This window comes from Mesorhizobium sp. URHB0026 (assembly GCF_054059755.1).
Window position 1 is genome coordinate 5,729,231 of sequence record NZ_JBSSCN010000001.1, and the last position, 18,662, is coordinate 5,747,892.

The window sequence follows — 18,662 nt, forward strand, 5'->3', positions numbered from 1 at the left end:
GTTTTCCGATCATGACGACTGCCTCGAAATCCGCGCCTCTCTCTGTCTGGCGGCCGATCGCGACCGACACTTTCATCGTCGGTACCCCGCATTACCCGGAGCATGTCGATGAGAGCTATTGGCAGCGCGACGCTGACCGCATGGCAGCCGCGGGCTTCAACACGGTGCGACTTGCGGAATTCGCCTGGCATATTATCGAGCCGCATGAGGGGACGTTCGACTTCGATTTGTTCGACCGCGCCATAGATGTGCTGGGCAAGGCTGGCATCAAGACCATCATGTGCACGCCGACGGCGACGCCGCCGCGCTGGCTGACGGCGCGTTATCCCGAAGTGTTGCGCGTCGATGCCAATGGCCGCGCCATGAGCCATGGCTCACGCCAGCACGCCAATCTTGCGAGCGGAGTGTTCCGTGAGCATTCGAAGCGCATCACTAAAGCGATGGCCGAGCATTATCGCGGCAATTCGCACATCATCGGCTGGCAGACGGACAATGAGTTCAATACCTCTGGATCGCTGTCCTACGGTCCGGTGACACTGGCCGAGTTCCAGGCCTTCCTCAAGGACAAGTACAAGACCATCGGCGCGCTCAACGATGCGTGGGGCGGGCATTTCTGGGCGACCGCCTACGACGATTTCGATCAAGTGGTGCTGCCCCTCGACTACGCTCCAGCCCCGGTCGGGCCGACCCATGTGGTCGACTATCACCGCTTCCTCGCCTTCGTGACCGCGCGGTTCCAGCACGACCAGGTGCTGATTCTGCGCGCCACCAATCCAGACTGGTTCGTCTTCCACAATCTGGGGCGGATCGACGACATCGACTTCCGCGGTGAATTCTCGACCGATCTCGATTTTCTCGGCTTCGACATCTACCCGCATCTCGATGATGAGATGCAGCGGGTCGGCAGCGTCGGGGAGGCGCAGGCGCTGCGTCTCGACATCTGCCGCGGCTTCACCGGCAACTTCATCGTGCCCGAGCAGCAATCGGGCTTCGGTGCTCAGCCGAACTTCTCGACGCTGACGCCCGAACCTGGCGAGATGCGCCGCATGGCCTATACGTCAGTGGCGCGCGGCGCCGATGGGGTGATGTTCTTCCGCTGGCGGCCGGCGCATTTCGGCGCCGAGATCTATTGGATGGGCATCATTGATCACGACGACATCCCGCGGCGGCGCTATGATGAGGCCAAGCAGTTTGCGGGTGAGGTCACGGCGCTCAAGGACAAGATCCTCGGCACGCATGTGCGCATGGATTTGGGCATCGCCGGATCAGATTTCGACAATCAGGAGATGCACCGCTCCTGCCCCATCGGCATGCCGAGCCCGCAGGACGATGCGACGCTGCTGCACCGCTATTGCTACCGCCACAACATCGCCTGCGGCTTCATCCATCCCGAGGATGATCTCAGCAAGCTCAAGGCGCTCTACGTGCCGCATTGGCTGAAATGGACCGATGCGTGGACGGGGCGGATCGAGGCCTTCGCTAAGGCGGGTGGAACGGTAATCCTGGGCGGCCGCACCGGATCACGCGACGTTAACAACCACGTCATCCGCGACACCTCGCCGGGCACGAGGCTCTCGGCGCTGGCCGGGATCACGGTCGAGGAGTTCGGGTTGCTGACGCCGATCGGCGGCGACGGGATGTTCGAGCATGGCGGCCGCTTCGGCGCCAACACGGTGCGCAAGAAGCTGCCGGCGACGTCGGCGAGCCGCCAATACGAGCTCAAGATCGGGAATGCGCAGGTGACGGCGGCGCATCTTTATGAGCTGCTTAACGTCGCGCTCGGCACGGAGGTTATCGGCAGCTGGGCCAGCCGCTTCGCCGAGGGCCAAGCCGCGATGACTTCGCGCAAAGTCGACAAGGGCAATGTGATCTACCTCGGCACGTACCTCAGCGATGCTCTGGTCGAAGTGCTGGCCGATCAGGTCCTGGCGCCCGCCGGTATCGTGCCGCTCATCGCCGACATGCCGGCCGGCGTCGAAGCGACCATTCGCGAGAGCAAGCACCGCCGCCTGCTATTCATCCTCAACACGCTGGGCGAGCTGGCAAGCATCGGCAATGTCCCCGCAGGCAAGCATTTGCTCGGCGATGGCAAAGTACGCGGCGGTAAGCTGTCTCTCCCGGCCTATGGCTGCAGCATCATCGAACTCGACTAGGGATGGCGGCGCATCCACACCCGCTATGACCGCTGTGCGCACACCTTCATGTCTGCCATCTGCATCGCTGCCTCGCACTGGTTTCCGCAGATGCACTCAAATCGTAACGGCAACACAGACGCGGTGGCGAAACTTAGCAGGCTGCAAAAGTATTCAGCGGCACGGCAGATTTCGGTCCGGGCGGTGAACGGTCTGAGGTGAGACAGATGGCGCCAACATAGGCATGGATGAGTTCGCTGTTGTCGGAGCGCCGTCCGGATGGCCAGCAAGGCTGCCGTTCTCGACAGGGCGAGAAACTTTTTTCAGGCAGGACTCGCCTGGCCGCGGTGCCGGCACGAGCGCCTGCACCATCGATCTGGCATTCGATCGTACGAACGTGATTGTGCTGTCCTGGTCTCCTGGAATCGCAGAATATCGTTATCGGTCATCCGATTCTGCTGTGGCTACAATGGATAGTCAATGAAGCATGTTCTACGATCAGATTCCAGTCGACCAGAGGACGGCGCCAAGGCGGCCAAAGGAGTGCTCAATACCAGATCGGCTTTGTCAGGCCTGTCGCTGAAAGACATAATTGGAATAATATTTTCGCTTTGCGCGTTAGCTGTGTCGCTGACGTCACTTTATCTGGGCACTCTGCGCCGGACAGACGATCTTAGAGTGATAGTGACTTCTGGGCCGTTAGTGGATATTGATCGACATCAGGACAACGGTGCCACAAACGAGCTATCTGACTTCATGTCGGTGACCGGAAAAACCACGTTTGTACTGGTTAATTCGGGCAATCGCAGCATAGCGATCACAGCCGTCGCTCTGGTGATAATCCAGCCATATTCCAGCGACCCCTCCGATCGGCCGAGAGAATGCAATGATGGCGGCGGAGCCGGCGAAACAGTATTGAGATACGACATAGCGCCCTTCGCTATCAAGGGCCCCGACGTTGCCGCTCAGGCGAGCGAATTCAGCGTGGACAGAACCACAAGTGACTTCGAATCCGATGATGTAAAATTTTCCGCGGACAGGACCGCACACGTGCATATTTCACTTCAGAACCAGTCCCGGAAAGAATACAGCGCTCGATTCTGCATGCTGTTTCAAATAGCCAGCCCGAACTCGGACGAAGGCTTCAAAACTGCAGCTGTAGAGCTGTTTGACGTCAATTTTATGAACAAGGATGGCGCCTGGGGCACTGTTTCCGATTACAAGATGTTTCAGAAATCCTATTTACTGTTTCACCATAGCGGAAGTATCCTGTTTCCCTGAAGCCACACGATGGATCCTGCCATGAGGGAATCCCGCTGTTTCTAATATATGTGCAAGCGATGTGCTGAGCAGGGGAGACCAGATGAAAGACCGTAGCTACCCGCCCCCCGCGTTGAGACATCTGCAGGTGTATGCCTTCGATCCTCAGGCGTCGACACGGCTTGAGAGTGCCTCCTTCAATGTTGCTGTAATCTCACTGCCATGGGAGCAGGAAGAACTCGACGAACTGTTGGCGCCTGGGCCCGTCAACTCGTATCTGGAGGTGATCGATATCGATCCAGTGAGTGACCAGTTCTACGACCCGATTGATCTGAACGACCCATTTCTGCTGGCACAGGACGGCTTGCGGCCATCCGAAGGCGACCCGCGGTTCCACCAGCAAATGGTATTTGCAGTCGCGATGAAGACCATTCGTGCCTTCGAGCGGGCGCTCGGCCGGGTGGTGCTTTGGTCACCTACGTGGAACCAGACAACGGCATCCTATGAGCCGGTAGAGCGTTTGCGCATCTATCCACACGCCCTGCGCGAGCCCAATGCTTACTACAGTCCTGATAAGAAGGCCCTGCTTTTTGGCTATTTCAGAAGTTCTGCCCGGGATACCGGCGCCAACTGGGTGTTCACCGCGCTCTCACACGACGTCGTGGCGCATGAAACCACGCACGCAATTCTCGACGGCCTGCATCGGCGCTACACCGAGGCGACCAGCGTCGACAGCCTGGCGTTTCATGAGGCGTTCGCCGACATCGTTGCGCTGCTTTCACATTTTACGCTGAGCGAGGCGGTCTATAACGAGATTTCAGTCAATGGCGGCAGCCTCGATGAGCGCACGCTGATGAGCGGGCTTGCAAAACAGTTTGGCGCCGCCGTCGGTCGCGCAGGGGCGCTGCGCGAAGCCATCGACGACAAGATTGACGGGTTGCCGGATCCTACATTGCTGCAGTCGTTGGTGGAACCCCATGATCGCGGCGCGGTGCTGGTGGCCGCGATCTTCGACGCGTTCCTCACCATTTATAGTCGAAGGACAGCTGACCTGCTGCGAATTGCGAACGTGACTTTGGAAAAGGGTGTGCGCCACGACCTGCACCCTGATCTTGCAGCACGGCTGACACGGGAGGCCGTGAAGAGCGCGGACCATGTCCTGCGAATGTGCATTCGGTCACTGGACTACCTGCCGCCGGTCGATGTTCGGTTCGGGGAGTTCCTTCGCGCCCTGATTACGGCAGATTTTGATCTGGTCCCTGATGATCCCTATGGCTACAGGCTTGCCGTGATCGAAGCCTTCCGCCGCCGCGGGATCGTGCCAAGCGGCTGTCTGTCATTGGCCGTCGATAGCCTTGTCTGGGAAAGACCGGACGACGATTTGAGTGTCGACGACATAAAAGGCCTTGATCTTGAAGCTAGATTCAAGCGTAGCGAAGCGACGGCCCTGGCCGAAAGCAATCGCAAGATCTTCGCATCGTGGTTCTACGGAACGGACCCCAACGATGAGAAATGGCAGCAGGCCTGTGGGGTCATATTCAACGAGAAGCTGCGCGAATGCGGTCCCCTGCCAACAGTTTCACGGTGGCCGGACAGAAATGATGGAAGAACCAGAAAATATCCGGCTGTCGATGTCCACTCGGTGCGCACGACACGGCGGGCAGGTCCGGACGGGCAGGACATTCGCCAGCTCATCGTTGAAGTCTCCCAACGCAGACGCGGTTTCTTCAAGGTCGTGGACCAGGAAAGTCAGGACGCCGACACAGGTGGTGAAATCAGGGCCCAGGACTTTGTCTTCAGAGGCGGTGCCACCCTGATTTTTGACCTGCGAAATCGCAAACTCCGTTATGCGATCCGGAAAAGGATCGATGACGGTGACCGGCTTGCCGAGCAGCGCGAATTTCTCGACCAGCATCGAAACCTCGGCGCATTGGGCGCAGCTTATGGCGACAACGCATGGGCGGCCAAAGAGCCGTTCGCCATGGTTCATCGAGGCGCGTAGGCCATGCCAGATCCCGGATTCAACTCGGTTTCTGTTCGCATGTATCGCGGTCTGCTGGGAGACTGCTTCCTGCTCACGCTCAACATGGGTGGCGATAGGAAGTTCGCCCTCATCGACTGCGGTGTCCTTCAAAATGTGCCGTCCGGCGAGGACCTTGTCGCAAAGTTACCGAAGTCGGTAACAGACAAGATCGGTGAACCCAGGCTAAGGGAAGTGCAGGCCGGACCGGATCTGATCAGGCGCGTTGCCGAGAATGTTCTTGAGACAACTGGCGGACATATACATCTCCTGATCCTCACACACGAGCATTTCGATCACTTGTCCGGTTTTGGCTTTGCCAGCGAGGCTTTCCAGAATCCAGATGTAAAGATCGACACACTCTGGATGGCATGGACCGAGGACCCGAACGACGAACAGGCCCGTAGTCTGCAGGCCCGCCTTGGCAAAGGCCGCCAGGCGCTGGCGATGGCGGTGCAGTTGCGGACAAGCCTCGGTGCCCGGGCGGGTGAACGGCTGCAGGCGACGGCCGATCTTGCTGCGTTTATGGGTCTGCATGCCGAGTCGCAGTTGCCAGCCGCTGCGCCAAAATCGACGCGGGCAATGATCGATTCAATGCGGGAGAAGGCGGATGCAACGCGATATCTTGCACCAGGACAGGTTCTGGCCGGCGCGGAGGGAATCGGCCTCAAAACCTATGTGCTGGGGCCACCTCGCGACGAAGAGAAACTGCGAAAGGATATGCCGTCTGGTGGCTCTGCGAAAGAAGTCTATCTGACGGGTCTGGACGAGGCGGCGGCGGTGCTAAGCGTCGCTTCGGCGTTCGCCGCCAGGGAGGCCTTGGAGAAAAGCCCCGTCCAGACGGCCCGCTCCACGTTTTCCATCGAGCCGGACCCTGCTCCATTCGCGCGACCGCATCTGAGGGGTCGCAAGCTCCGGGGTGAGAACGATCCGCGCTCAGATCTCGCTGCTCTTTATGACAGCGATGATCAGCGGCAGATAGAAGACGAGTGGACGGCCGCCGCAGAGACACTGGCCCTGAAGCTTGACTCCGACACCAACAACACAAGTCTGGCCTTGGCGATGGAACTGCCGGATGGACAGATCCTGCTGTTCCCTGGCGATGCCCAGGTCGGCAACTGGCTTTCATGGCGCGACCAGACCTACCCCCCCAACTCCGAAGAGGGACGGGCAGTTGCAACGATCGACGACCTGCTGCGGCGCGTGGTCTTCTACAAGGTAGGTCACCACGGCAGTCACAATGCTACCCTGAAGGCGCTAGGGCTTGAGAAGATGACCAGCGCCCGCCTGACGGCCGCGATCCCGGTTGTCAGGGCCGTTGCCGCCGTGCAGGGAAAAGGTCGGACAATGCCCGGACAAGGCTGGGAGATGCCTTATGGTGCGCTCTACGACGACCTCAGAGCGCGTACGAAGGGTCGAATCGTCTGTGGAGATGGCGACCCAGAAGAGGAAAAGGTAGCGTTCAAAGCGCTACCGGCGGATGCCGGACAGGCAGTTGCCGTGACTTATGAAGACAGCGGTTTATGGGTAGAATTGACAATTCCCATCAGTGCCAAATAACGGTCCGAAATGGCAATCGTCAAATGGAGAGTACAACCCCAGCGGGCAATCGATAAGCCCGGTTATCAAAGTAACAGATAGCGATCAGTCGGGGAGAGATTGGGTTCCGGGAATACAGACTAATCCTGCTCGTCTCCGCATGACCGCAAAGCAACAGGTGGCGACAGTTATGGCCGAAAAAGTCGGCAGGCTTACGCGAACGGACCGAAGACTAGATAGACTTGTGCCTGTCGGGGGTGGTTACGTGCAATGCTGTTTCGTGCAGGTGCTGTCTTTCGTCCTGAACGAACTCGGTGTTCTAGGCAAACTCGACCGGATCTCCGTGTTTCGGGTGGATCGATGACTACGGCCGCGTTGGCCCTCGCCTGTCGTCGTTTTGATTCGATGGAAGGCCGTGTAACCAATCTGGGGGACACATTCCTCAACCAGCCCGAAGATTCGATAAATGTCAGCGCCGGAGTCGCGGGGCTCAATCCTTTCTCTTCAGCGGCAGCAGAGGCCGAGTAAAGTTACAATTCCAATCTGACGAACGGCGAGCTCCCGGATTTGCCAACGCGACCGGTGTTCGTGTTCAATGCCAGAATTCTCATGACCGGTGCTGCCGTCCGCTCTCGCTCTGATTACGTGGCGAGCCGGATGTACAGGATATTCAGCTTACAAACAGTTCCCGATCCTTGAAGTGCAAGTCGTTCGGGTCGAAATATTTGTGGACCCAGCTATCGTCGGTGCCTAGGAACCAACCCGCTGAAATGGCGGCTTGTGTCTTATCCGCATCCGGCTGAGGTGGCACTTTTGCCTTCGGGCCCTTGGCAACACTGTCGAGAAAGTTGAAATGGTCTACAAGAGCCACCGCTTCGATGGCAAAGGCAGTGGCGACATCAGAATCATGGATCGCTAGAAGATTGTCACCGTTGGCTTTTTCGCCGCCGAGCGCCAAGTTCGACGATCCGCAGTAGACCACAGGGTCAGCACCGTTGAATCCGCACACCACAAATTTGTGGTGAATCTGGTGACCGACACCACCGATGTTCGGCACCTGGCTGAAGGGTTTGGGCAGCTGCGTATTGACCGGCTTTCCGGTCACCAGAACGCCAGTGGCGCTTCCGATTGGATACAGAAAAATGCCGCTCGGGTTATCGGAAATCCCATAGCTGAAGACAGACTGGCTTTCGTGCAGCGCGGTCAAGGCGTCGTACACCGGGTTATCTGGGCCACCATCGAGTTCCATCACCGCGAACAGGACGCTGCCCTTGCCATCCACGGCGTCGGCTTCCTGCTGTACGCGCGTTACGATGCCCCCAAGAACCTGGCGTGCGAAAGCCTCGTCATGCGGCGAAAATGCGATGTCGGTGTTGGAAAGGTTGGCGTTCGCAAAACTGAAGACCTGCTGCGACAGGGGTGAGGCAAGAAAGGCCGGAGCATGGACATTGCCTTGCCAGGCCTGATTGAAGACATCGCTGTATTGCTGTGAAACCGCGCCGTCATCAAACACGAGCACGTGGTTGGAGTTCACATACATTCCGGTCACCGAGAAATTGGTCGAGCCGGTCAGAACCTTCGTTGGCTTACCTGCTTGCGAAACAATGATTACCTTATCATGCGAATATCGCCCGAAATGGCCACGCTTGATCCGGCTGGCGCCAGCCTGTTGCGAAAACAACACTTCAAACTGGTCCTCAGGTGTCGGCTTTTGAACGTTGTGATGCAGGGCCGCGTTGTCGAGAATTATGCGCGCGCGGCCATCTTTGCCTATCTTGAGGAGCAGTCCGATCAGATCGGGCTCCTTCAGATCGTAACAGAAGACATCGATTGACAGCTGTGCATTGGCCTGAACGTCCTCAAGGACATTGAAGATGCAGTCGCGGGCGGTGAAACCCAGCCACCCGTACTGCTGCCTAAATGTGAAGCTTTCGCCCTCGGCATTTGTCCCGGAGATGGCTGAGGTGTCGAACTGGAGCGGCGCATCCATCGGCTGGATCAGGGCCTTGGCCCCGAAATGGCGGACGAAGGCCTGCGACTGGACGAAACCGCGCGTGAAGCCAAGCGAAAGGTTGCCTTTCACAAATGGTGCTACGTCGATTTGTACTGTCGTGCTCAGCGACGGGTCTAGCGGTCTCATTGATCTCCGGTCATCGAAATAGCGCGGCGTGACCGTATATGCGTATTGGCCGAAGGCCGGTTTCAGCCCCTGATGCACAACGCCCGGAACGTGCACCCAACGGAACTTGTGGATCGGAGCGTTGATTGACGATTGCGGCGGCTCGGTCGGGACCTGTGCGTGGTTCCCAGGTGTCTCAAACTGCAGGTCGTTAAAGAGATAGTAGGGCTGTAGCCCCGGCGGCTTAATCTGCACCGTGAACCCAGCTAGGTTATGTCGAGACGCCTCAGTTGCGAGATCGAAAGCGAGAAGGGTCTTGGCGTCTCCCCGATAGGCAACGATGGAAACTGCGCCGTTCTGAGCATTTTGCCTGGACATTCTGCCTTCCTCCTCTGGCGATGGAAATTAATGTGTGAACTATGAAGTCTGACAAGATGGATGCTACTCAGCAACTCCACGATCCGTGCTTCGAACACAGAACGTGCGACCAGCTGATGACAATTGAGTAAAATCCAGCAAGTGTTCGCACCAACGACCTGTTTTCTTCTGTCGGAAACCACAAAGTCTGCTTGTCACCGCACCGTCGACGCAGCGCTGCCCTCGTCGCCGCGGATTGGCGCCGTGGCTCCGCAGCCAGTTCGGACGGTGCGTTGAAAAGAAACGAAGTTGAGCTCGTCATACACGCCGCACGGATGGATAGCATAGAAATCAGACAGAGCATTCTCGTGGAAATACCCCGATCGTCTCATCATCGATATTCCTTGACAACTCTTCATCAACTGGAACGCGGCATCCTGCAGTCAATATCTGGCCACCCGATAACTCAGCAGTGAATTCTATAGTTAAATTTCCACGAGGTATTTTACCTATAAGTTCGCGAAGTTGCGAAAAATCCAGCAGATTTGCACGATCTACCGAATAGTCACTTTTGATTATTCTTCTGCCGAAAAATTCTACTTCCTTGACGAAAGGGCGATCGAACGCCACCTCAAATGCTCCGACTGGTGTTCTCTTGTTAGTTGAAATGGTTATCTCGGAGATGTACTGCCATTTTAGCGCAACATCTTTTACTTTATTGCTCATCGAATCTACGAAACTCAGTTCAACCGAAATAGACACCACGTTAAAAGCGTGATCACCGCGGGCCTTATTAAGCACAACGATCGGATTCGCTCGAAGGAAGAACCTGCTGGAAGCAAGGCATTTTTCATCGAACTCACAAACGAGCTCAATCGTATCCGGCTTGAAAAGTTCTGGTTGAGGTTGGGCGATCAACTTGTCGTACCCGGTCCAAAGGACACCGAACAAGGATATTATAAGCGCAAGCAGGCTTCCCCAGCCACCAATCTCGATTCCCAAAAAAGAAAACTTTCCTGCCTCGGAAGCATGGGGGTTGTTTTTTACGACCTTTAGTCGAGAGCTTTCATCCTTTGGCATGGTTAGGAACCTTTATTGAGGGCACGCGCCGGATTTAGGACAATCACATTTTGGCGTGTCGGTGATTGCTTGCGGGCAAGCACCACTCTTAGGACATTGCGGGCAACCGTCTTTTGCAACTTCGTAGACCCCAAACTCAGATAGGGTGACGTCGCCTTTCGCGTCATAGCCGATGTCGCCGATCGCGGTCTTCCAGGGGCCATCCGCCTTGATGGCTTCCGCAACTTTCTGCGCGTCATCGGCCGAGCCGACCTTGGCGGCGGCGGCGGCGACGATCTGCAGCGCTGCGTAGGAGTAGAGCGTATAGGCCTCCGGCTCGAAACCGGCGGCGCGGAACTTCTCGACAAGCTCCTTGGCGCCTGGGATAGAGCGGGGATCAGGAATGTAAGTCGTAAGTATAGCTTGTACGTCAGGGCCTATTTTTTGTGCAAATACCTCTGAGTCGTTGGGATCACCGTCAAAATAAACAACGGATACACCAGCATTCGTCATTTTCGAGGCAAGTGTTGAAAAATCTCCGCCAGCGACATCGATGTCTTCATACATGGCATCGGCTATGCCGGCGGCGTGTATCGCGTTCTTGGTTTGGTCGGCCAGGTTCTGGCCATAAGATCTTTTGTCGTGCACGATGGCGATCTTGGCCCCTTTATAATTGGCAGCGATATAGGCGCCAGCAACCATGCCCCTCTGGTCGTCGCGTGGACAGGTGCGGAACGTGTTCCACATGCCACGCTCGGTCAGGCTGGGGTTAGTCGCAGAAGGCGTGATCACGAGAATACCATTCTCGGCATAGACGTCCGAGGCTGGGATCGTCACGCCCGAGTTGAAGTGGCCGATGACGTACTTGACGCCGTCACCGATGAACTTGTTGGCGACCGAGATGCCCTGTTTTGGATCCGACACATCGTCACCGACTTCGAGCTTGATCAGCTGGCCGTTGATGCCGCCCGCCGCGTTGATGTCGGCGGCCGCCTGCTCAGCGCCCTTCTGCAGCTGTGCACCGAAGGCGGCGTTTGGGCCGGTGATCGGACCGGCGACGCCGATCAGGATGTCGGCCCCCGCGCTGCCGCTGAACGCAATGAGCGCAGCCAGTCCGATTGCGGAAAAGAGTAACTTTTCGACAGTACTCATCTTGGTCCTCCTCACCAGAGAAAATATTAACTTGGCGTGCCGATGGCACAGCGCAAATTCAAACCAGTTGTAAGGCCAACCAACAATCAAACCATCTGATGTGAAAAGCTGTCCTGTTTAGAGTGGCGATCAATTCGTCGCGAAAGACTTTGACATTCATGCCCATCGCTCTTGACTAGCGTCCCGGGTCGGGGGTCACCGCCGTATCAAGGTCGACCTTGAGTGTCTGAGGCGATTTGACGTCGATCACCGCGTTTTGCGCGATTTGCCAAATGAATGAGCCGGTAAACCCTGATCCCGATGGATGTGAATCCGGAAAGTTGCTGCCCGGGACTAGGTGTATAGCTGCCGTTATAATCTTAAAGGCCCAAATACGTGCAGCTGGACGTAGTGCATGCACTTCCAGGGCAAACCCGTGCGAACAATAGATGCCTGGGCCGAAGCCGTTCGCTGCCACGGTGTCAACCCAGGATCCCACATAGTCGCGCTGCACGGACGCGAGCGGCGGGCCATTTTCAAGATCAAGATAGACAAACGTTCCTGCGGCAAACCCGGCCGACTTCATAAGCGAAACTGCCTGCAGGCCATCAGCCCTGCCTTGCGGGCCAGATGATAGCTTTCTGCCCTTTCCTACCACCTGCTGGCCGACATACAGGGGCGCAATACCCCACCCCTGTTGCACCAACGCGGCGCGGTGGAGCATCCAGTCGCCACCGAGATGGCTCGGTGCGGGGCCAAGGTAGAAACCGCACCAGCGCAGGTTCGTGTTTGTCTTCAGCCAGCTCGTAGTCGCGAGTCCGGGAAATCCTGAGGCATCGAAACCAGCAAAACCCGACATCCATACCCTCCTATATTCATATTTACTGCCGGTCTCCGGCTATGGCTTCAAGGCACCTTCAATTGCCCATTTGTGAATAGTGTCATCGGCTACTTCGAAATGCATGGTGTCGGAAAAGCCAATACCCGAATACCAACCAGCGCGATTGAAGAACGGCAGCAGAACGGCGACAAATCGGGGCACCATGCCATGCGTGTTCCCGGGGGGATCGTGTCCGACTAACCTGAAGTCGATCGCCGTCCCCCAGGAATGGTTGCTTATTTTTGTGGATGGATGCCCATTGGTTGGCCTGCGGTAGCGGACGACAAGCATACCGTCATCGTCTAGCACAGCTTCGAGATTATGACCGGACCCAGCTTCCTGAGCGAAAGCATCTTTCAGGATGCCGCCAAGGCTTGATATTGCGGGTCTGATGCCCGTCGGTTTTATATTGGCTGAGATGCGGGTGGTCACTTCAAGCGCCTTGACAAGCGAGCTTGCTCTGTCAGGCTGATCCTGGGTTGTCAGGGGTAATTCGGGTGACCCGAGCAAGGAGATCATCGTCTCTTCCTGTGCAGACCTTAGTCCTGCATTAATGGGAAGCAGATCTTGCAAGGGCACCATCGTGAGGTAATAAGTCAACTCGCTCGGCGCGGCTGATGGTTTCTTGGCCATGCTGTATCCCCTCGTTGTTGGCGGCCAGGGCGGTGAACTCACTCGCTGTTAGAGTGCAGGCAACACCAGAAGGCCCATGCTTGCACTCGACAGTGCCTTATTGATTGCGCTCCAAAGCACGCTCACGGCGGCGTTCCATACTTTTTCGATCGTCAAAATGGTCAGTGCCGCTACATCGCTGGCTAGATTCCTCACAGAGTCTGCCAGCTGATCAGCAAACAGGTGCTGCAGAACGGGGTCACTCTTAAGCGCACCGATGATGCTGCTTTCCGCGATCCAGGCAGCCTGCTGCGCCATCATCTTGGCCTGCTGAGTGACCATCGTAGATATTGTGCTCCAGCCCTGTTTTGCCTGCTTCTGAATTGCAGCAATCAGGGCATGAACGGTGCCATTGACATCGAAGGTGGTAGCCAAAGGAATCTCCTATCGCTGCAGGGCGGTCTCAAACACGAGAATGCGGCTCATCTCTATTTCGTATTGGCCCTTGAAGCCGCCTTGGCCGTTTAGGCCGCTGACCAACTCGCTCAAGAGCTTTCCTTGCTGATGGGTGTCACGCATCGCGGTCAACAGCGCGATCACCTTCTCCAGGTGGTGGGGCGTTGGGTTGACGCAATTCGTGGGATCATCTCCGCAGACCCCTTTCAAATGGGAGATCCCCAGAAGCCGCTGGCTGGGAGCTGGAACTTCACGCGATGCCGCAGTTACGCGCGCAGCAGAAAATCCTCCAATAAGTTGGTCATAAGTTGGCTTGTACTTCGGGAAATCACCTTCGGTTCCGCCACGGGAGAGTGAAGAAAAAAGTGTTTCAGTCTTCACATTAAGGTCAGAAAGGCTAGCGTACATCGCTTGGTCGTAGGCCGGCGAAAGCTGGATCGAGCACCCACCGATGGTACAGATAAGCGAAAGCAGGACGAGTAGCAGGCGTGCGCTACTCGCCTCGAGAAACCTGGAGACAGGATTCGATGCGCGAACAGCGAAAGCGCGGGTTCTCCGTCGAGAGAAAGGCCCTCCGAGTTCGTTCTCGTACGGGTGTCTCTTGAGCGCAGTGACGACATTGGCGGCAATCATCGCGCAATCCCCCAACCGTTACCTGAGGAATAGTTGCAGGCGAGCTAAGATACGTCACCTGTCCGATCGGACAGTTGACGCTCTTGTGGGCTGTGTCCGAAGAAGATCTTGTCGAAAGATCCCGCCCCGCACATAGGCCTGCCTCGGACCGCGCCACCGAAGAAGCCACCTGCACAGGCGACCACCGCTAATGCAAAAATTGCGATCAGTATCGCCAGTCGCCATCGCGACAATCTCGTCTTATTGGAGACATAGGCCATCAACCCGGTATGAAGGTGATCCGTGCGGACTCCGCCACGCCTACGACGGGATCTCGGCTGCGATGTGGCAATGCGGCCCGAGCGGCAGGAACAAGTTGCTTAATGTCTGCATCACCTGGGTCGACTACAATTTTTGTGCCGTCGTGATAGCTCGCCACACCCTGGTCATAGATGTCCATACCGCCAAGATAGAGGGACGGGAATGCTGCCTCTGAAGCGGAGAGCTTCTAGACAGGCTCCAACGACTGCGAAACGTCCCCACGCTAGATCTGTCGAAATACGCGCCCGAACCGGCTACCTCCAGACCCTTGGAAAAATCCCTTCTGGCGATTTCCGTTACCTCGATCGGGTTACCTCCCAACGGGGCGACCGGACTGGTGCTGCGGTGGTCGCAGTTGTCGACAGAAGAAATGCTACCGCCAGTTGCCGTGCCTTGTTATCATGGCCAGCTTTGTGTTCTTCCCTCGAACGCGCGGCTCATGAAGCCTGCGACCTTCGTCCATTTGCCGTCTGGGTCGGGAAATGGGAGGTTTGGATCGCCTGGCGGCAGGTAGTCGCTATGGCCAAATTCAGATCTGTCAGCGATTTGCCACGGCGGCACGGTTGCGCCGATTGATTCAGGCGGACCGCCATAGCCCAGAGCAGACTGAAATGGCTTATGGTCGAGATGCAGGACATCGGCGACTGGATCGCCGATCGGGAAGGCCAGTTTCAGCACCAGATCGCGGTGCGAAGCCAGCACAGAAACAACTGTACTATTAGCAAAGGCACCTGCATATTCCGACGTCAGGCAGTCATCGTTGATCGCGGCGGCGGTAAGACAGACAGAACGAACCTTCCGCTCCAGCTTCCTCGTGGCCTCTAGCGCGAGCCTGGCACCGAGACTGTGGGAGACAAAGGATACGCTCGCCGCTCCGGTGAGCGTTCGATTGCAGAAGCTGGCCAGGCGACGGCCACAGTCGATCGAGGTTGATCCTTCGAAAGGGTAGTTCATCACGGGTAGCCACGAATCCCCCGGCCAAAGAACTGCGATGAACTGACAACTTGCAGGCAGGTCCAAGGCCGCTTCTAGTCGGCCGAGTGCGCACGCGCCTTGCTTGAACGATACATTGAAGCCATGCACGGCAAAAAGCACGTCATGATTGCTGGCCATTCCAACGAGCCGTTGCTCGGAAAGATCGCGCAAACCCAGGGCGGATGTAGTGCCGTCGCCTTCCAGGAAGGTCGGACTCTTGACGCCGCCGCCCACTGTTTTCTGGCGAAAGGTCATGTATATCGTCATTAGCTGTTTAGCCCTTCGTGGCTTTCATTGCCGAGACTGCCGTGCCGAGTGCGCTCGCCAGATCCTTGGCAATTGGAGCGACTGGAGTAGACACAAGCCCCACAAGCAAAGCCGTCATATAATCGCGCGGGGTGGTTCCGCCCAATACTGCCTCACCGAGCATTGCAAGCGTTATTGCAAATCCTGCCGCCAGAACTTTAGCGGCGTTGCGGTATTTTTGATCTGCACGCTCAAAACCTGCATCCATTTGCGCATCAACAATGGCGTCGAAGCGGCCGAGCACGTTGATGTCGTCCTCTGTCAACGTCTGTCCGCCGTCAATTTTCAGCGACGCTGCCTTGAGGGCTCCTGCGTCGATACCTGGGGCTGCTGCTGCCAATGCAGCAACGCTCGCTGCCGTCAGCCCTAGCCGGATGAGCGACTTCACTGCGGCTTTCTGGTCCGACTTGGCGACGCCGTTCAGCCAGTTAGCTCGAACCGTCGCCAACGGATCGTCCGCATTTACCAGAGCCAAAGCGGATTTATAGGGTGTCACGACATCGCTGATGAACCCGAACCCGATATTGGACACGCCACCGCGATACACTTTGGTCGCATCAACCAGACCAAACGCAGCCGTCCCCAAGGCCCCTATGGACGATACCATGCCGCCAAGATCGCCAAGATCGAAAGACATGTTCGCGCTCCACTCTATTCACAGATGCCGCTACTTTGGCGCTTATAATTCACACGGATTTGCTTATATTCATGTACTCTGCGATCATTTCTCCATAATACTTTCCACTATTCTTGTCCTTGTAGCCCTGTTTCAATCCCTTGGATGGATTGAACGAACCGGTGTTGTAAGCAATTGCGACGTGCGCCTGCTCAAGATCGGAAAGCGATGCTCTCCCGCCAAGCCCTGCCCGAGCTTGCGCCTGACCCAACTCTGACAAAGCCTTTGCAAGGCTCTGGTCGAATTGAAACCATTTCTTTTTGAGAAAGAAATCGGGGTCGACGCCATGTCGGGAGAATTGAATGTCGTATTGAAAAATCCCAAATCCGTGGCAGAACTTGTTTGGGTTCGCCATCGCGACCTTGTGATAGGTCGCATTGTGTTCTCCCATCGCTTCAAGCGCGCCACGAGCGATCGCAAATAATTGCTGACCATTGGGGTCCGTTAGCAGATTCTGCTTTGTTGTCGGGAATGCCGTTCGAGCAGGCGCATCAATGGTGTCGCCGACGCAAACCTCCAGGATCTCTGCCACAGGCATCGTCTTGAACAGGTTCCCCCAGATTTCAAAGGTCTCCTGTGTTCCTAGCGCGGTCATCAGATCGAGGCTGAATGGCGTTTGTTCTATTGCGGCATCGATTTGAGCCGAGAAGGAAGTCTTGAACCATCGCATGCCGTCCGAGAGTTTTGACACAGCCACATCCTCACCAAATTGCTAGTTGGACTCAAGCCGAAGCCACGCCGGCTGCATATTCTTTAACTGGTACGAACGGCATCTGGGGACCGCGCCGGACGAGCAACGAATGGCCGATACCAAGGACCTTGTGAACGCTGGCTAGCGCAGCCTCATTCACCTCAATGTATGCGACGATGTACCACTCGCCGTTCTGTTCCCTGGCCATGCCCATCGGCTCCGCCCGCCACTTGAGCGCTCCGTGATGCGGCATGAAATAGGTTTCCTGGACGCCACCCACCGCGGCGAGACCCTCGTCGAGCGCATATTCCATCACCGCACAGCACAGCTGCGTCAGCGTGCCCCGCAACCCGGTCGAACGCTTGTCAGGAACTACGAATGTGCGTGTCCATTCGGCCCAATCGGGACGTCTAGGCACGCCCGATTTTTCGCACATGTGGGAAAAAACCTCCGAGACCATGTGAGGCTCGCTCGTCGGGATCAGTCGAGCCGAGGTCACCACGCGACCATCTTCGATACCGAGCAGGTACGTCGCCGCATCGGTATCGAACTGGTCCAGTTCGCGACCGTCTGGACTTGGAGGGCGCCAGCGTTTTTGATGAACGAAGAAGTCGTGCCGCCGCCGCAGAAACTCGTCGAATTCATTTTCGTAGAGATGCTTGTTATACGCGCTGACGACATGAGCAGTGATCATTGCGCCATCCCCCGGCGGTTCTCGGAGGAATAGTTGCAGTCGTCCTAAAGTACGTCACCTGTCCGATCGGACAGTTGACGCAACTAAGGGTGGATCAGACGCCTGCGAACGGCTTCGACAACGGCCTGGGTGGTGGTCGCGACACCAAAGGCCTCGCGGGCCCGCGTCGAGTGCCATTTGACCGTGCGCTCGGTCAGACCAAGGATTTGGGAGGTTTCTGACGAAGTCTTGCCTGCCGCCGCCCACAAAAGGACTTCCTTCTCCCGATCGGTCAACAGGCCTTCATCGCCGTCACCATCACTCGGGAGGGCCTGGATCGACATGCCGGCATAGACCGCCATGGTGACCAGTTGCACCTGCTGGCGTGGCGACAGGCTGCAACTCTTCTGCGAGGAGGCGAAAGACAAGACGGACTGCCAATGGTGAACGCTAAGCATCGGCACCGCAAAACCACTCAAGATACCGAACTCTGTCGCTTCGCCTGCAACGCGCCGGGAGCCTTCAGTATCGGACCATTTTGCCGGGACATCGGCCCAGAGGAACGGCTTGAGTGTCTTCGCCGAGTAGATGCAGACGCCGTCGACAGCAGCATGCTCGGCTTCGACATATCGTTCAAACCAGCCTGCGGGCCAGCCGTTCAGTTCAACCATCGGCGCCAGTTTCTGGCCACCGAGCGGCACACCACTGAGGATAAGATGCTCAAACCCGAGGTTTCTCACGGTTTCAAGAAGGTCGTCCAGTAGCGGCCCAGTCGCCTTGTGCTTTCTGCAGCGCTCGACAAAGTCGAACACGTCTGAATCGATCATGCCAGAGATCCCCGCC

General features: G+C 56.9%; 16 protein-coding genes and 1 pseudogene. 5 read left to right on the forward strand and 12 right to left on the reverse strand.

What is annotated here, in order from left to right; translation table 11 throughout:
• Positions 1 to 11 precede the first annotated feature (11 nt).
• The 5 genes and pseudogenes from ACVWWD_RS28190 to ACVWWD_RS28210 all read left to right on the forward strand — a co-directional run bounded on the left by ACVWWD_RS28190 (position 12) and on the right by ACVWWD_RS28210 (position 6,972).
• The gene (locus ACVWWD_RS28190; RefSeq protein ID WP_457103541.1) at positions 12 to 2,153 is read left to right on the forward strand and encodes a beta-galactosidase; all 2,142 of its coding nucleotides are present in this window, start codon (positions 12 to 14) and stop codon (positions 2,151 to 2,153) included.
• 3 nt (positions 2,154 to 2,156) lie between these two features.
• Positions 2,157 to 2,243: pseudogene (locus ACVWWD_RS28195) on the forward strand (IS5/IS1182 family transposase); the annotation flags it as partial.
• A gap of 369 nt (positions 2,244 to 2,612) precedes the next feature.
• On the forward strand, positions 2,613 to 3,413 hold the full coding sequence (locus tag ACVWWD_RS28200) for a hypothetical protein (RefSeq protein WP_457103542.1): 801 nt from the start codon (positions 2,613 to 2,615) through the stop codon (positions 3,411 to 3,413).
• Positions 3,414 to 3,495: 82 nt separating this feature from the next.
• A complete protein-coding gene (locus ACVWWD_RS28205) occupies positions 3,496 to 5,394 on the forward strand; it encodes a hypothetical protein (protein ID WP_457103543.1) in 1,899 nt (632 codons plus the stop codon).
• A 3-nt stretch (positions 5,395 to 5,397) separates the two neighbouring features.
• Positions 5,398 to 6,972 (forward strand): MBL fold metallo-hydrolase, encoded by a 1,575-nt coding sequence (locus tag ACVWWD_RS28210; RefSeq protein ID WP_457103544.1) that lies wholly within the window; start codon positions 5,398 to 5,400, stop codon positions 6,970 to 6,972.
• Between the two features lie 649 nt (positions 6,973 to 7,621).
• Here ACVWWD_RS28210 and ACVWWD_RS28215 read toward each other — a convergent pair.
• The 12 genes from ACVWWD_RS28215 to ACVWWD_RS28270 all read right to left on the reverse strand — a co-directional run bounded on the left by ACVWWD_RS28215 (position 7,622) and on the right by ACVWWD_RS28270 (position 18,646).
• Positions 7,622 to 9,448 carry a phospholipase D-like domain-containing protein gene (locus ACVWWD_RS28215; protein WP_457103545.1) on the reverse strand — a complete coding sequence of 609 codons (1,827 nt, stop codon included), beginning with the start codon at positions 9,446 to 9,448 and terminating at the stop codon, positions 7,622 to 7,624.
• Positions 9,449 to 9,778: 330 nt separating this feature from the next.
• Entirely contained in the window at positions 9,779 to 10,507 is a 729-nt protein-coding gene (locus ACVWWD_RS28220; RefSeq protein WP_457103546.1) for a hypothetical protein, read from the reverse strand.
• A 12-nt stretch (positions 10,508 to 10,519) separates the two neighbouring features.
• Complete coding sequence (locus tag ACVWWD_RS28225) at positions 10,520 to 11,638, reverse strand: branched-chain amino acid ABC transporter substrate-binding protein (RefSeq protein WP_457103547.1); 1,119 nt, start codon at positions 11,636 to 11,638, stop codon at positions 10,520 to 10,522.
• 175 nt (positions 11,639 to 11,813) lie between these two features.
• A complete protein-coding gene (locus ACVWWD_RS28230; RefSeq protein ID WP_457103548.1) occupies positions 11,814 to 12,476 on the reverse strand; it encodes a glycoside hydrolase domain-containing protein in 663 nt (220 codons plus the stop codon).
• 39 nt (positions 12,477 to 12,515) lie between these two features.
• Complete coding sequence (locus tag ACVWWD_RS28235; RefSeq protein ID WP_457103549.1) at positions 12,516 to 13,130, reverse strand: M15 family metallopeptidase; 615 nt, start codon at positions 13,128 to 13,130, stop codon at positions 12,516 to 12,518.
• A 48-nt stretch (positions 13,131 to 13,178) separates the two neighbouring features.
• Complete coding sequence (locus ACVWWD_RS28240) at positions 13,179 to 13,544, reverse strand: hypothetical protein (protein WP_457103550.1); 366 nt, start codon at positions 13,542 to 13,544, stop codon at positions 13,179 to 13,181.
• Positions 13,545 to 13,553: 9 nt separating this feature from the next.
• Entirely contained in the window at positions 13,554 to 14,198 is a 645-nt protein-coding gene (locus ACVWWD_RS28245; RefSeq protein ID WP_457103551.1) for a hypothetical protein, read from the reverse strand.
• 699 nt (positions 14,199 to 14,897) lie between these two features.
• Positions 14,898 to 15,728 (reverse strand): alpha/beta hydrolase, encoded by an 831-nt coding sequence (locus ACVWWD_RS28250; RefSeq protein ID WP_457103552.1) that lies wholly within the window; start codon positions 15,726 to 15,728, stop codon positions 14,898 to 14,900.
• A gap of 19 nt (positions 15,729 to 15,747) precedes the next feature.
• Complete coding sequence (locus ACVWWD_RS28255; protein ID WP_457103553.1) at positions 15,748 to 16,416, reverse strand: hypothetical protein; 669 nt, start codon at positions 16,414 to 16,416, stop codon at positions 15,748 to 15,750.
• A 49-nt stretch (positions 16,417 to 16,465) separates the two neighbouring features.
• Positions 16,466 to 17,146 (reverse strand): hypothetical protein, encoded by a 681-nt coding sequence (locus ACVWWD_RS28260; RefSeq protein WP_457103554.1) that lies wholly within the window; start codon positions 17,144 to 17,146, stop codon positions 16,466 to 16,468.
• Between the two features lie 31 nt (positions 17,147 to 17,177).
• Positions 17,178 to 17,840 (reverse strand): acyl-homoserine-lactone synthase, encoded by a 663-nt coding sequence (locus ACVWWD_RS28265; protein WP_457103555.1) that lies wholly within the window; start codon positions 17,838 to 17,840, stop codon positions 17,178 to 17,180.
• 83 nt (positions 17,841 to 17,923) lie between these two features.
• On the reverse strand, positions 17,924 to 18,646 hold the full coding sequence (locus ACVWWD_RS28270) for a helix-turn-helix transcriptional regulator (RefSeq protein WP_457103556.1): 723 nt from the start codon (positions 18,644 to 18,646) through the stop codon (positions 17,924 to 17,926).
• Positions 18,647 to 18,662: the final 16 nt, after the last annotated feature.